This is a genomic window from Brevibacterium sp. W7.2 (assembly GCF_018137945.1).
GTDB lineage: Bacteria > Actinomycetota > Actinomycetes > Actinomycetales > Brevibacteriaceae > Brevibacterium > Brevibacterium sanguinis.
Genome location: NZ_CP073089.1, coordinates 3,519,198 through 3,532,241, shown reverse-complemented (window position 1 = coordinate 3,532,241; position 13,044 = coordinate 3,519,198). Strand labels below are relative to the sequence as shown.

14 protein-coding genes are annotated in these 13,044 nt (G+C 69.3%); 7 read left to right on the top strand and 7 right to left on the bottom strand.

Annotated features, from left to right (window positions below; all coding sequences use genetic code 11):
- Positions 1-53: 53 nt before the first annotated feature.
- Positions 54-1,235 carry a UDP-N-acetylglucosamine--N-acetylmuramyl-(pentapeptide) pyrophosphoryl-undecaprenol N-acetylglucosamine transferase gene (locus tag J9315_RS15845; RefSeq protein WP_211978320.1) on the bottom strand — a complete coding sequence of 394 codons (1,182 nt, stop codon included), beginning with the start codon at positions 1,233-1,235 and terminating at the stop codon, positions 54-56.
- 73 nt (positions 1,236-1,308) lie between these two features.
- Here J9315_RS15845 and J9315_RS15840 point away from each other — a divergent pair, with 73 nt between their 5' ends.
- The 4 genes from J9315_RS15840 (at position 1,309) to J9315_RS15825 (ending at position 4,090) form a co-directional block, all read left to right on the top strand.
- Positions 1,309-1,983, top strand: coding sequence for a response regulator transcription factor (locus J9315_RS15840; RefSeq protein ID WP_211978319.1), 675 nt, complete (start codon positions 1,309-1,311; stop codon positions 1,981-1,983).
- Positions 1,980-3,356 carry a HAMP domain-containing sensor histidine kinase gene (locus tag J9315_RS15835; protein ID WP_211978318.1) on the top strand — a complete coding sequence of 459 codons (1,377 nt, stop codon included), beginning with the start codon at positions 1,980-1,982 and terminating at the stop codon, positions 3,354-3,356. Before J9315_RS15840 ends, J9315_RS15835 begins: the two co-directional genes overlap by 4 nt.
- Before the next feature lie 76 nt (positions 3,357-3,432).
- Positions 3,433-3,738 carry a nucleotidyltransferase domain-containing protein gene (locus J9315_RS15830; RefSeq protein ID WP_211978317.1) on the top strand — a complete coding sequence of 102 codons (306 nt, stop codon included), beginning with the start codon at positions 3,433-3,435 and terminating at the stop codon, positions 3,736-3,738.
- 43 nt (positions 3,739-3,781) lie between these two features.
- Positions 3,782-4,090: a HepT-like ribonuclease domain-containing protein gene (locus tag J9315_RS15825; protein WP_211978316.1), complete on the top strand. Its 309-nt coding sequence runs from the start codon at positions 3,782-3,784 to the stop codon at positions 4,088-4,090.
- 61 nt (positions 4,091-4,151) lie between these two features.
- Here J9315_RS15825 and J9315_RS15820 read toward each other — a convergent pair whose 3' ends face one another.
- The gene (locus tag J9315_RS15820) at positions 4,152-4,883 is read right to left on the bottom strand and encodes a class I SAM-dependent methyltransferase (RefSeq protein WP_211978315.1); all 732 of its coding nucleotides are present in this window, start codon (positions 4,881-4,883) and stop codon (positions 4,152-4,154) included.
- A complete protein-coding gene (locus tag J9315_RS15815; RefSeq protein WP_211978314.1) occupies positions 4,880-6,334 on the bottom strand; it encodes an APC family permease in 1,455 nt (484 codons plus the stop codon). Before J9315_RS15815 ends, J9315_RS15820 begins: the two co-directional genes overlap by 4 nt.
- Positions 6,335-6,523: 189 nt before the next feature.
- On the opposite strand from J9315_RS15815, the gene J9315_RS15810 reads away from it, so the two are divergent.
- A complete protein-coding gene (locus tag J9315_RS15810; RefSeq protein WP_249120938.1) occupies positions 6,524-7,825 on the top strand; it encodes a potassium transporter TrkG in 1,302 nt (433 codons plus the stop codon).
- Positions 7,826-7,877: 52 nt separating this feature from the next.
- Positions 7,878-8,612, top strand: coding sequence for a TrkA family potassium uptake protein (locus J9315_RS15805; protein ID WP_198500354.1), 735 nt, complete (start codon positions 7,878-7,880; stop codon positions 8,610-8,612).
- 59 nt (positions 8,613-8,671) lie between these two features.
- Here the strand turns inward: J9315_RS15805 and J9315_RS15800 are convergent, their stop codons facing one another.
- The gene (locus J9315_RS15800) at positions 8,672-9,472 is read right to left on the bottom strand and encodes a hypothetical protein (RefSeq protein ID WP_211978313.1); all 801 of its coding nucleotides are present in this window, start codon (positions 9,470-9,472) and stop codon (positions 8,672-8,674) included.
- Positions 9,473-10,405, bottom strand: a complete 933-nt coding sequence (locus tag J9315_RS15795; protein WP_211978312.1) for an ABC transporter ATP-binding protein — start codon at positions 10,403-10,405, stop codon at positions 9,473-9,475.
- A gap of 43 nt (positions 10,406-10,448) precedes the next feature.
- On the opposite strand from J9315_RS15795, the gene J9315_RS15790 reads away from it, so the two are divergent.
- A complete protein-coding gene (locus tag J9315_RS15790; RefSeq protein WP_211978311.1) occupies positions 10,449-11,093 on the top strand; it encodes a TetR/AcrR family transcriptional regulator in 645 nt (214 codons plus the stop codon).
- Between the two features lie 49 nt (positions 11,094-11,142).
- Here the strand turns inward: J9315_RS15790 and J9315_RS15785 are convergent, their stop codons facing one another.
- On the bottom strand, positions 11,143-11,439 hold the full coding sequence (locus J9315_RS15785; RefSeq protein WP_211978310.1) for an antibiotic biosynthesis monooxygenase: 297 nt from the start codon (positions 11,437-11,439) through the stop codon (positions 11,143-11,145).
- Positions 11,440-11,565: 126 nt separating this feature from the next.
- Positions 11,566-12,816, bottom strand: a complete 1,251-nt coding sequence (gene fmdA, locus J9315_RS15780; RefSeq protein WP_211978309.1) for a formamidase — start codon at positions 12,814-12,816, stop codon at positions 11,566-11,568.
- Between the last annotated feature and the right edge of the window lie 228 nt (positions 12,817-13,044).

Sequence of the window (13,044 nt, the reverse complement as noted above, 5' to 3'; positions counted from 1 at the left end):
TTCTGATTCGTGATCGATGGTGCGGGGTGGGAAGGGGTGGGGCGGCGCAGAGCTCAGCGCCGCGGGGCGGGAAGGAGCGCGAGGAGCGAATCGGCCAGGGTGGCCGCCGCCCTCGCGTGGATCGAGTCGGCGGTGCCCCCGGCCGCCTCGCCGCGGTCCCTGTTCCGGAGTTCTCCGGTCCGGGCGAGGAGGTCGGTGATCGCCGCGTCGAGGCGGGAGGGGCTGAGCTCGTCCTCGGCGATGACGTCGGCGAGGCCCTGCGACCGCAGGTGGTCGGCATTGGCCTGCTGATGTCCGCCCGCCGAGGTGGTCAGCGGCACGAGGACCGCGGGAAGTCCGAGATGCTCGAGCTCCGCGACGGTCGAGGCGCCTGCGCGGGCGACGATGAGATCGGCGGCGGCATACGCGAGGTCCATGCGGGAGAGGTAGTCGACCGTCGTCACCGCGGTGGAGTCGACGTCCCTGGCGGCTGCGGCGCCGGTCTTGATGAGGAAGTGGATCCCCGGGTCGCCGTTCCGGGCGACTCCGAGCTCGAGTGCGGCGTCGTTGACGGCCTGTGCGCCGAGGCTGCCGCCGGAGACGAGCACGAGGACGCCGGATTCGGGCACCCCCAGCTGCTTCCGCGCGCGGGTGCGCAGCGACCGGCGGTCGAGGCCGACGAGCGCCGGATCGATCGGCATTCCGGTGATCGCCGCCGCCCGCTGCCCCGCTGTGCGCGACACGGCGGCGAACCCCCGGGCGGCGGCGGTGCTGCTCACCGCCACCTCGGCGCCGAGGCGGGCTGCGGTGCGATTGGCGAGGCCGGGCACGCAGTTCGATTCGTGGACGAGGGCCGGCAGTCCGAGCAGCCGTGCGGCGATGAGCGCCGGCATCGACGGGTAGCCTCCGGTTCCGAGGACCGCCTCGACCCCGGCGCGGCGCAGGGCGCGAGCGCTGCGCATGACCGCCGCGGACAGCGTCCCCGGCAGGGTGAGGGCCGAACGCGGACCGGTGAGACCGTGGATGCGCGAGGTTTCGAGGTGATAGCCCCGCGCGGGGACGATGCGGTTCTCCATCCGGTCGTCGCTGCCGAAGAAGATGACGTGATGACCGCGTGCCCGGAGTTCGTCGGCGACGGCCAGCCCGGGATAGATGTGTCCGCCGGTTCCGCCTGCGGCGATCGCGATGGTCCGGGGGCGGTCCGCGCTCGAGGTGCTGATGTGCCCGTCGTGCCGGGCGCTGCTGAGGATGCTCATGCCCTCAATGGTGGGAAGGGGACATAAGACGGATATAAGAGCAGCGGATGCGGCCGGTCCTACGATGGGGTGCATGAGAATTGCGATCGTCGATGACGAGCCCCGGATCGTCGAGGCCGTCTCCGCAGCGGTGGCACTCGCCGGGCATGAGACGCTGAGCGCCGGCAGCGGGGAGGACGCGCTCGTCCTCATGGCCGAGCACGACGTCGATGCTCTGGTCCTCGACGTCTCGATGCCGGGTCTGTCCGGGCTCGCCGTCGCCAGGGCGCTGCGCGCGGCGGGGGACCGGCTGCCGATTCTCATGCTCACCGCCCGCACGAGCGTCCGCGACCGCGTCGACGGTCTCGATGCCGGGGCGGATGACTACCTCACGAAGCCCTTCGACATGGAGGAGCTGCTCGCTCGCCTGCGCGCCCTGCTGCGCCGCGTCGACGATCCGGCCGCCGCGCAGCTGCGATTCGGCGATCTCGAGTTCGATCCCGGTGAGCGGACCGGTCAGCGGGGAGGTCGGCGGATCGACTTCACCGCCACCGAGGCGGCCATCCTCCGGCTCCTCATCACCGCCCCCGACCGGGTCTTCACCCGCGCGCAGATCGCCGAGGAGGTCTGGGACCGCACCTTCGACCCGGGATCGAATTCGCTGACCGTCTACATCGGCTACCTGCGGCGCAAGCTCAACGCCGACGGGGACGAACCGCTCATCCAGACGGTCCAGGGACTGGGCTACCGGCTGGGGGTGCGCGCATGAGGGTCCCCCTGCGCCGGCGCCTGGGGCTGACGCGCGCTCTCACCCTCACCGTCGCCGCGGTCATCGGCCTGCTGCTCGTCCTCGCCCTGCTGGGCGCGTACTGGCTCGTCTCCCGGGAGAGCTATCGGAGCCTCGACCTCACGCTCGTGCGGTCGGCGAATGCCGTCGTGCTCGAACAGCGGCAGGGTGAGGAGATCCCGACGACGACGGACTGCCGGTGGTTGGGCGCACCCGCGTGCACCGAGGTCGCCGTCACCGGTGACCCGGTCCCGCCCGGCGGTCTCGTCCTCCCCGACGACCGCGCCGCGATCGCCAGCGGCGAGGCGCCTCCGGAGTTCCACACCGAGACGATCGCCGGTGCGCACTACCGCCTCTACACCGCACCGCTGGCGGATCGGTCCGGCACCGTCACCGTCGCCTACCGGGCCGACAGCGTGGAGACCTCGCTGCAGCGCACACGGTGGCTGTTCCTCGCCCTCGGCGGAGCGAGCGTGCTCGCCAGCCTGCTCATCGGTGCGCTGGTGTCGCGCGCGCTGCTGCGGGATCTGCGGTCGGTGACCTCGACCGCCGAGGCGATCGCGGAGAGCCGGGACACCGAGCTGCGGCTGAATATGCCGGGCACCGACGAGCTGGCTCAGCTCGGACGGTCCTTCGATTCCATGGTGGCCGCGCTCGACACCTCGCTGCAGGCCCAGCGGCAGCTCGTCGCCGACGCGTCCCACGAATTGCGGACGCCGCTGACCGCGATCAAGGCCAACGCCCAGTTGGCGACGAACCCGCAGCTCGATCAGCGCCGCCGCGAGTCGGCCGAAGCGAACCTTCACGAGGCGATCGACGAGATGTCCGGTCTCGTCTCCGATGTGCTCGACCTGGCGCGCGGTGCCGAACCCGATCCCTTCGTCGAGCCCCTGCGCCTCGACGCCGTCGTGGAGTCGGCAGTGACCTCACTGCGCGCGGCCTGGCCGGAGCGCACGATCCGCGTCGACGTTCCCGAGGTCGTCATCGTCGGCAGCGAGCCGGATCTCGGGCGCTTGGCGGGCAACCTCGTCGCCAACGCCCTCAAGTACTCCCCGGGGGCCGTCGACGTCACGGGCGTGCTCTGCGGACCCGACGGGCACGCGGCCGCAGCCGACTCGGCGGACAGTGTGATGCTCCGGATCAGGGACGAGGGTCCCGGCGTCTCCGTTGAGCACCGCGAGCGGATCTTCGACCGCTTCTATCGCGCCCCGGACAGCGGAGGGCAGACCGGCTCGGGGCTCGGACTCGCCGTCGCCCAGCAGATCGCGGCGGCCCACGGAACGCGCATCGTCGCTGACTGGCCGGCCGCGGGCGGCACGCTGATGAGCATTCGCTTCCCCCTCGCCGCCGTGTGAGACCGGTGCGGCCCTCAGCGGCGGGACGAACACCGAATCTCTCGCCGAGTCGTGCCAGATCTGCCAGACTGTTGGTATGAAGCCCGCCGACCGACTGGATATCGAGGCGATTCGTCGTGCGTGTGAGCGCTACGGCGTGAAACGGCTTCGGGTGTTCGGCTCGTATGCCACCGAGAAGTTCGATCGCGAAACGAGCGATGTCGACTTCCTTGTGGTCTTTCAACCCGGGCGTGAGAACGTCTACCATGACTACTTCGATCTGAAGTTCGAGCTGGAGAGAATCGTCGGCAGACGAGTCGACCTCGTAGTCGAGCGTTCTGTGAGGAATCCATTCTTCAGGGCATCCGCTTTCGCCAATGCACAGGACGTCTATGCGGCCTGAGGCAGGGGCGCACCTGTGGGATGCGGCGGACTCGGCCACGAATGTGAGGGACTTCGTCGACGGCAGGACCGAGACCGAGTTCAACTCCGACCTTGTCCTCCGGTCGGCGATCGAGCGTCAGCTGGAGATTCTCGGAGAGGCTCTGAATCGGCTGCGGAGGGACGACAGGGAGACGTCAGAGAGGGTGCCGGGACTCGAGAAGATCATCGGAATGCGGAACATCATCGCTCACGAGTACGGGAACATCGATTACGAGATCGTGTGGCGAGCATCGACGACCGATATCCCCGCGCTGGTCCCTCTACTCGTTGAACTTGTCGATGAAGCTCGGGGCGCTGCCGAAGCACAGTAGCTGAAATGACGTCATCGACCGGTTCGCGAAGTCGACGGTCCTGCCCACATGACTGTGGCGCTCACCGCCCCGGCTTGGTCCACTCGAGCGTGTACCTGAACCCGACCCTGTGCCGGAACCGCGCGCCGGGCAGGTGACGGCGGGCCGCCTCGGCGATCTCATCGAACGTCATCGTCGGATCCGTCACCGGGAACGGGTCGCGCGGACCCGCGGACGTGGGAGGGTTCCCGTCCGGTCCGCCGACCCGGTCGTCCCCTCGCCGAGGTGGGGCGTTCTTGACCATGCCGATGAGCGGGTTCGTCACGACCGAGATCCCCTCCCAGAGGAAGTCCCGGGGAGTCGCCGAGAGGGCGAGGCCGACGATGAGGAGCCGACCGCCGGGGGTCAGGAGGCGGGCCGCCTCGGTGAAGGTCTCCTCGACATCGAGGTGATGGAGCGCGGCGACCATCGTGATGAGGTCGATCGGCTCCGGTTCGGTGCCATGAGCTTCGGTGCCATGAGCTTCTGTCCCGGGATCGAGGTCGCGCAGCTGGGCGGCATCGATGGTGACGTTGCCCAGGCCCGCGCAGCGCCGGAGCGAATCAGCGCGCATCGCCGCCGAGGTGTCGGTGCCGTGGACGTGCCGGAACTCCCCGGCCAGTCGGGCCAGGAGTGCGCCCTGCCCGCAGCCGACCTCGATCGCACCGCGCCTGCGAGCAGGCAGGCTGGCAACGATCCATGGGTGGAAGTGGTCGTTGTGGCTCCACGGGAACCGGTCGTTGAGCCGTCGCAGCGTCCGGGCGAACGGGGTCACCGCCGCATCCGCGCCTTGACCTTGGACAGCAGCTCCGCCTCGGCGTTGGGCCCGGCCTTGACCCCACCGGGCAGACGGAACATGTAGAAGACGCCGACGATGAGCCAGGCGGCGAACATCACCCACGACTGCCAGGCCAGCTGCGCGGAGAACGGGGTGATCGGCAGGTAGAGGACGAAGAGGACGAGGGTGAGGATCGCCGAGATCACCCCGATGACCATGCCGCCGCTGCCGCGCCCGCCGATGCGCAGGGGACGGGCCATATCCGGTTCGTTCCGCCGCAGCACGATGAAGGCGAGGCTGACGAGGAAGTAGGCGATGACGATCGCCGGGGAGCCGGCGTCGACGATCCAGCCGAGCGCCGCCGCCCCGAGGAACGGGGCGAGGGCGGAGAGGACGCCGATGAAGATGATCGCGTTGACCGGGGTCCGGTACTTCGGGTGGAGCCGGCCGAACCAGGCGGGGATCATCCCCGCCACGGCCATCGCCCACATCAGCCGCGAGGAGCCCATGAGGAACGCATTCCACGAGGTGATGATGCCGGCCAGGCCGCCGGCGATGACGATCTGGCCCCAGACCGGGGAGCCGAACATCGCCGAGAGCGCATCGGCGGTGACGAGGTCGTGGGCGGTCAGCTCGGTGGCGGGGATCGCCAGCGACGTCATCCAGATGATGACGATGTAGAAGACGATCGCCATGAGCACCGAGATGACGACGAGCTTGCCGATCTTCGCCGCCGGCAGCTTGATCTCCTCGGCCGACTGGGGGATGACGTCGAAGCCGACGAAGAGGAATGGGACGACGGCGACGACGCCGATGAAGCCGGCCGCCCCGCCGGTGAACAGCGGTTCCGTGTTCGCCGGATCCCCGCCGACGATGCCGCCGGTGAGCAGGAGGAGGGCGACGATGATGAGGAACGAGACGACGAACGTCTGGACGAGGGAGGCAAGTCGGACGCCGCGGATGTTGATCCACGCGATGACGATCGCCGTGACCGTGCCGATGAGCGCCCACGTGAGGTAGACGTCCTCGCCGGCGATCGTCCACAGCTTGATGTACTCGAGGTCGGGGAAGAGGTAGAGCGCGGTCCGCGGGACGGCCACGGCCTCGAACATGACGACGCTGATGTATCCGCCGGTGATCGCCCACGACCCGAACAGCGAGATCTTCGGGCCCATCGCCCGGATGAGGTAGTTGTGCTCGCCGCCGGCATGGGGCATCGCGGCGACGAGTTCGGAGTAGACGGTGCCGACGAAGCACATGATGATGCCGCCGACGGCGAACGCGAGGATCGCCCCCAGGGTGCCCGCCCCGGTCAGCCATTCGCCGGTGAGGACGACCCAGCCGAACCCGATCATCGCCCCGAACCCGATGAACAGCGCATCCACCGTGCCCAGCGCCTTGACGAAGCCGTGCCCCCGGTCCTCGGTCTCTGTGTGCTGAGTGCTCATGACTCGCCTTCCTCATCGTCGGTCCATGCCCCACCGAGGTGGCCGGCAGCAGTGCCGATCCCGTGGGTATCTGCACAGTAACAGCACAGGGAGCGTCTACCCGGCGGTATGACAGGGATTTCCCACGTCCGCCGAGGCGGGTGCTAGATTTCCTCTGTGCACAGCACACATCGAAATGCGATCGTCCGAGTGGTCACGGGGTACCTGTCCGCGCTGATCGTCGGGGCCGGTCTCCTCATGACTCCCGCCGCGACCGTGGCGCCGGGCGGGATCTCCCTGCTGTCCGGACTCTTCACGGCGACCTCGGCGCTCAGCGTCACCGGCCTCGTCGTCCTCGACACCGGGCAGGACTTCACCTTCTTCGGCCAGCTCGTCATCCTCATCCTCATCCAGGCCGGTGGGCTCGGCGTCATCCTCCTCACCACGCTGCTCGCCCTTGTCATCGCCGGGCGCGCCGGACTCAAGCTGCGGCAGTCGGTGGCCTCGGAGACGAAGAGCTCCGACATCGGCGGCGTCATGCCGATGGTGCTGCGCATCACCGCGCTGACGCTGAGCACCGAATTCGTCGTCGCCGTCCTACTCTACCTCCGGCTGCGCTGGTACTACGGCGAGGCGAACGGCGACGCCGTGTGGAGCGCGATCTTCCATGCCGTCTCCGCGTTCAACAACGCCGGCTTCGGCCTCAACCGCGACAACCTCATGGCCTACGTCGCCGATCCGTTCATCACCGGACCCATCGCCCTGTCCGTCATCCTCGGCGGCCTGGGCTACCCCGTGCTCATCGAGCTCTTCCGCAAGTACCGGTTCCCGCTGACGTGGAGCATGACGACGCGCGCCGTCGTCGTCGTCACCCCGATCCTGCTCATCTCCGGCACGATCTTCATCGGCGCGATCGAATGGAACAATCCCGGCACGCTCGGCCCCCTCGACTGGTGGGGCAAGATCCAGGCCGCGGCCTTCCAATCGACGATCACCCGCACCGCGGGATTCAACACCATCGACATCGGGCAGATGCACCCGGCGACGTGGTTCGGGATGGACATCCTCATGTTCATCGGCGGCGGTCCCGCCGGCACCGCGGGCGGTGTGAAGATCACGACCTTCGTCGTGCTCGCGGCGATGACGTGGACGGAGATCAGCGGCGGTCGCGCCGTCAACCTCTTCGGCCGTCGGGTCTCCCGCTCGGTCCACCGCCAGGCCACGACCGTCATCGTCCTCGGTCTCGGCCTCATCGTCGTCTCGACGATGGCGATCATGCTCGATGCGCAGGAGCTCGGGTTCGACCGGATCCTCTTCGAGGTCGTCTCGGCGTTCGGCACCGTGGGCCTGTCGACCGGGATCACCGCGCAGCTGCCGCCGTTCAGCCAGGCCGTCCTCATCGTCACGATGATCTTCGGTCGCCTCGGGCCCGTCACCGTCGCCTCGGCGCTGGCCCTGCGCAACCGCCCCATCCGCTACGAACTGCCGAAGGAGCGCCCGCTCATCGGCTGATCGCGCTCGCCTCCACTGACACACGTCCGCATCGCAAGGAAAGGACACCGCAATGAATGAGAAGACCTGGCTGGCCCGCTCCGCCGCCTTCTTCGCCGGCGACTCCGAGCCGATGGCCGAAGCCGGGGCGGTCGCCGTCATCGGCCTCGGTCGCTTCGGCGGCTCGCTCGCGCTCGAGCTCGCCAAGCACGGAGTCGACGTCATCGGCATCGACAACGACGAGGCGGTCGTCGCCGAATACGCGGACAGGCTCGCGTTCGCGACGCGAGCCGATGCCACCGACGAGGTGGTCCTCCGTCAGCTCGGCATCGACGAGGTCAGCCGGGTCGTCATCGCGATCGGCAGCGACCTCGAGGCGAGCATCCTCGCTGCCTCCCGCATCCTCAAGATCGGCTGCCAGCACATCTGGGCCAAGGCGATCAGCGAGACCCACGGCGAGATCCTCCACCAGCTCGGGATCAAGAACGTCATCCGGCCCGAGAACGACATGGGGCGCCGGCTCGCGCACCTCATCCGCGGCCACATCTCCGACTTCCTGCCCATCGACGACGACTTCGTCCTCGCTCGCACGACTCCGCCGGTGCGCGTCGCCGATGTGCCGCTCGCGAGCCTCGGCGTGCGGGCCACGTACGGGGTGACGATCGTCGCGGTCAAACGGGCCGGCAGCAGGCAGTGGGACATCGCCGACCGCGACATGACCCTCTACGCCGACGACGAGATCCTCATCGCCGGCCACCCCCGTGAGGTCGAGCGGTTCAGCGAACTCGACAAGGATACGGACAACTGAGACTCGGGGTGGGGTGAGGCCGGTGCCTCGCGTGGGGCGAAGCCGCTCGGGTGGGGTGGTCAGAAGTCCCGTCGCCGCAGCCGCCACGCGGCGAGGATCCAGCCGATCGCCACCCACGCTGCGAGGACGATCACCGCTGGGACGATGCCGAGGAACTCCGTCGACCCCGCCTCGGCGGCACCGCTGATCGTGTGGACGGCGGCCAGGGGCAGCACGGGCGCAACGACCGCGGCAGCGCCGGCCGGCAGCCAGCCGGCGAGCATCGAGGCGACGATGAGGCCGAGCGCGCCGAGGACGCCCGCCGCCATCGACCCGAAGGCGAAGGCGGCGAACGCGGCGAGCAGAGCGAAGACCACGGGCATGAGCGCGCTGCCGAGGAGCAGCCGGAGATGCTCGGGTGAGACCGCCGCAGTCAGGGTCTCCGACCAGCTCGCACCGGTCAGCGTGGCCGCGAGGGCGACGGCGACAACGGTGAGGGCGAGTGCCGCGATCACCGCGGTGAGCACGGTGACTGCGGCGATGACGAGGGCCTTGGCGGTGATGACCGCGGAGCGGCGGGGCAGGCGCAGGAGCGCCTCGGTGATCGCGCCGGTGCGGAACTCGATGCCGACGAACCACGCGGCGAAGACGACGAGGACGATCGCCGCGACATCGACGCCGAGCACGCTGGCGGTGAGGACATCGGTCAGCGGGGCGCGGTCGAGCGCCGTTCCCTGCGTGACGGGGAAGCTGAGGATGAAGACGGCGGCGGAGACCGCAGCGAGCACGACGGCCGTGCCGCCGAGCATGCGCGGGGCGCGCAGGGCCTGCAGCTTCGCCCATTCTGCCGATGCGGCGCGGGCTTGCGGGGTTGTCGACATTCAGCGTGCCTTCCGGGTGGTGGTGAGACGGAGGAAGACCTCTTCGAGGCCGGGTTCGTCGAGGCGGAGCTCATCGAGGTCGACGCCGAGGCGGACGCTGTCGCGGAAGATCTCGCGCGGTTCGGCGTCGGCGATGACCGCGCCGGTTCCGTCCGGGGTCGGCGTGCTCGGTCGGCCCGCCGCCGCTTGGCTGGCCAGCAGGGCAGAGAGATCGGGACCGCGGACGACCACCCCGGCCTGTGCGTGGGAGACGAGGTCGGCGAGCGGGAGGTCGGCCACGAGGCGACCGGCGCGGATGATGACGACGTGGTCGGCTGTGAGCGCCATCTCGGTGAGCAGGTGGCTGGAGAAGAGGACGGTGCGCCCCGAGGCGGCGAAGCGCTTGAGGAACGTCCGCATCCACGTGATCCCCTCGGGGTCGAGGCCGTTGAGCGGTTCGTCGAGGAGGAGCACCTGCGGGTCGGTGAGGATCGCGGCGGCGAGGCCGAGGCGCTGGCGCATGCCGAGCGAGAGCGCGGAGATGCGACGGGTCGCTGCGGACTCGAGCCCCACCTCGGCGAGGACGGCGGCGATTCTCGTCGTGCGCTCGTCGCCGGTCAGGCCCGAGAGCCGGGCCGCCCACTCGAGGTGCGCGTCGACGGTGAGGCCGGGCAGGAGGCGTTCGGTGCCGAGCAGCGAGCCGGCGACGGTGGCGGGGTTGGGGTGATCGCTCAAGGGTGCACCGGCGACGAGCGCGGTCCCCGCGTCGGGAGCCGTCAGCCCGAGGATCATCTGCAGGGTCGTCGACTTCCCGGCGCCGTTGGGGCCGAGGAAGCCGGTGACGTGGCCGGGCATGACGTCGAAGCTGAGATCGTCGACGTCGGTCGCCGTCCCGAAGCGCTTCGTCAGACCGCGGACGCTGACACCCGCATCGTCGTTTTGCAATATGTTCATACCGCAATAGTGATACAAGTTGATCGTATTGTAAAGTGGCGGAATGCCGAAGATCGTCGACCATGCCGCCCGCCGCACCGAGATCGTCCACGCGCTGTGGCTCGTCATCTACACCCGGGGGATCGATGCGGTGACCTTCAGGGCCGTCGCCGATGCCGCGGGGATCTCGATCGGTCGCGTCCAGCACTACTTCCCGTCGCGTGAGGCGCTCGTCCTGGAGGGGTGCCGGCAGCTCGTCGCCGGGGCCGAGATCGACGACGAGGTCGAGGCCGTTGACGAGGCCGGGGACGTCGCGGGAACCGATCCGGTCGATGCCCTGCGGACGTTCGTGCGCGCCTTCATCCCCGCTGGTGAGGCGATGCGGGTGGGGGCGTCGGTGTGGTTCACGTATGTCGCGAAGGCCGTGGGCGACCCGCTCATCGCCGAGATCGTCGTCGACAACGATCGGCGGACGGCGGAGGCGGCGACCCGGCGGGTGGCGCGGGTGCTCGCGCGGGGGAGCAGGTCCGGGCAGGTCGCGTTGGGCGCTGAGTCGGCAGAGTCAGCCGCCGAGGCGGCGGTGCGGCTCGTGGCGCTCGCGAAGGGTCTGGCTCAGGACGTCATGCTCGAGGTGCGGACCCCGGAGGCGGCCTACGACATCCTCGACCGCGAGATCGCCGGCATCGCCACCGCCTCGGCGCAGGACTGAGCCGACGAACGGCGCCGTTCGTCAGCTCAGTCAGAGGTGAAGTGTGGTGTCAGTCTCCGAGGTCGACGACCTCGAATTCGAGGAGCTCCGCCGCGCTCGAGACGGGTGCCTGACCGTTCGACTCGTGGGCCGAGGATCGGTTGGCCTTCCAGTTCTCGAAGTCCTCCTTCGTCGCCCACTGCGTGTAGACGAAGTAGCGGTCGCCGCCGGCCGTGGGACGCAGCAGCTGGAAGCCCTCGAAGCCGGGCGCGCTGTCGACGGAGTGCTTGCGGGCGGCGAAGCGCTTCTCGAGTTCCGGGCCGGCGTTCTCGGGAACCGTGAGGGTGTTGATGGCGACGACGGACATATCTGCTCCTCCGTGGGGTCGGCGATGAGTGTCTGTCCTCCCGACCCTACGACCGCACCCTGGATCCACGCTGGGTTGTCCGGATGCGGTCGCCGTGCGTCTCGCGCCGACTCCACGCGCTGACTCTCACGGGGTGGTGCGTGCGGCGCCGATGCCCGGGTCGATCTGCACGGGGCCGTCGGAGTTCGGTGTGACGTCGAAGTCGAAGATCGCGGTGGGCAGGTAGACCGTGGCGCACGAGTTCGGGATGTCGACGACCCCGGAGAACCGTCCCTCGATCGGGGCGGCGCCGAGCAGCAGGTACGCCTGCTCGGGGCTGTAGCCGAACTTCGTGAGGTAGTCGATCGCGTGGAGGCAGGCCCGCTGGTACGCCAGCTGCGAGTCGAGGTAGCGCTGCTCGCCGTCGAGGGTGACCGAGGTGCCGGAGAACGCCAGCCACTCCGAGTACTGCGGGTCGGAGTTGCCGGGCTGGAAGATCGCGTTCTCGCTCACCCCGTAGGTGTCCATGCCGCCCTTGATGAGGTCGACGCGCAGATCGATGAATCCGCCCATCTCGATGGCGCCGCAGAACGTGATCTCACCGTCGCCCTGACTGAAGTGGAGGTCGCCGACGGAGAAGTTCGCACCGTCGACGAAGACCGGGTAGAACACCCGGGTGCCCTTCGTGAGGTTCTTGATGTCCTGGTTGCCGCCGTTCTCCCGAGGCGGGGCCGTGCGGGCGCCCTCACCGGCGACCCGGTCGAAGTCCTCCCCGGTCAGCGACCCGAGGATCGCGCCGTTGGGCTCGGGCGGCAGGGCCAGCGGTGGTTCCCGATCGGGGTCGGTGGCGATGAGCGCGGCTTCACGGGTGTTCCATGTCCCCAGCAGATCGGCGCTCGGGGCCGTGCCCATGAGGCCGGGGTGGACGATTCCGGTGAAGGACACGTGCGGGACGTGGCGCGACGTCGCCGTGCCGCCGGAGAAGTCCCAGCACGCCTTGTAGGCATCGGGGAACTGGTCGACGAGGAACGAGCCGCCGTTCTCCTTCGCGAAGATCCCCGTGTAGCCCCAGCCCTGCCCGGCGAGCGGACCCTCCTCCTGCGGGATCGGTCCGACGTCGAGGATGTCGACGATGAGCAGGTCACCGGGCTTCGCCCCTTCGACGCCGACCGGTCCGGAGAGGGCGTGGACGATGTCGACCGGCGCATCGCGGACGTCATCGGCGCTGTCGTCGTTCTTGATGAACCCGTCGAACCATTCCCGGCAGTCGAGCCGGAACGATTCCCCGGGCTTGACGTGGACGGCCGCGGGAATGTCCGGGTGCCAGCGGTTGTGGCCGGTGATCTTCTGGTCGGTGAACGGCTTGGTCGAATCGAGGGGAAAGATGACGTCTGGCATGGCGTGTCCTTTGCGTGGAGTCGACAGTGACGGGCGGCGGTGCAGGACGGTGCTGATGGAGCAGCTGGGCGGTGCAGGACGGCGGAGCGGCGGCGAGCGGTGTCAGGCGCGTGGGAGGGTCTGGTGCCGAGGATCTTGGCTCACCCGCCTCGGTGCGCGTGGTGAACCGGGCAGACGATCGACGACGGGAGGGGCGTCTGCGGTCCGTGCGGTCGCATCGAGGAGTCG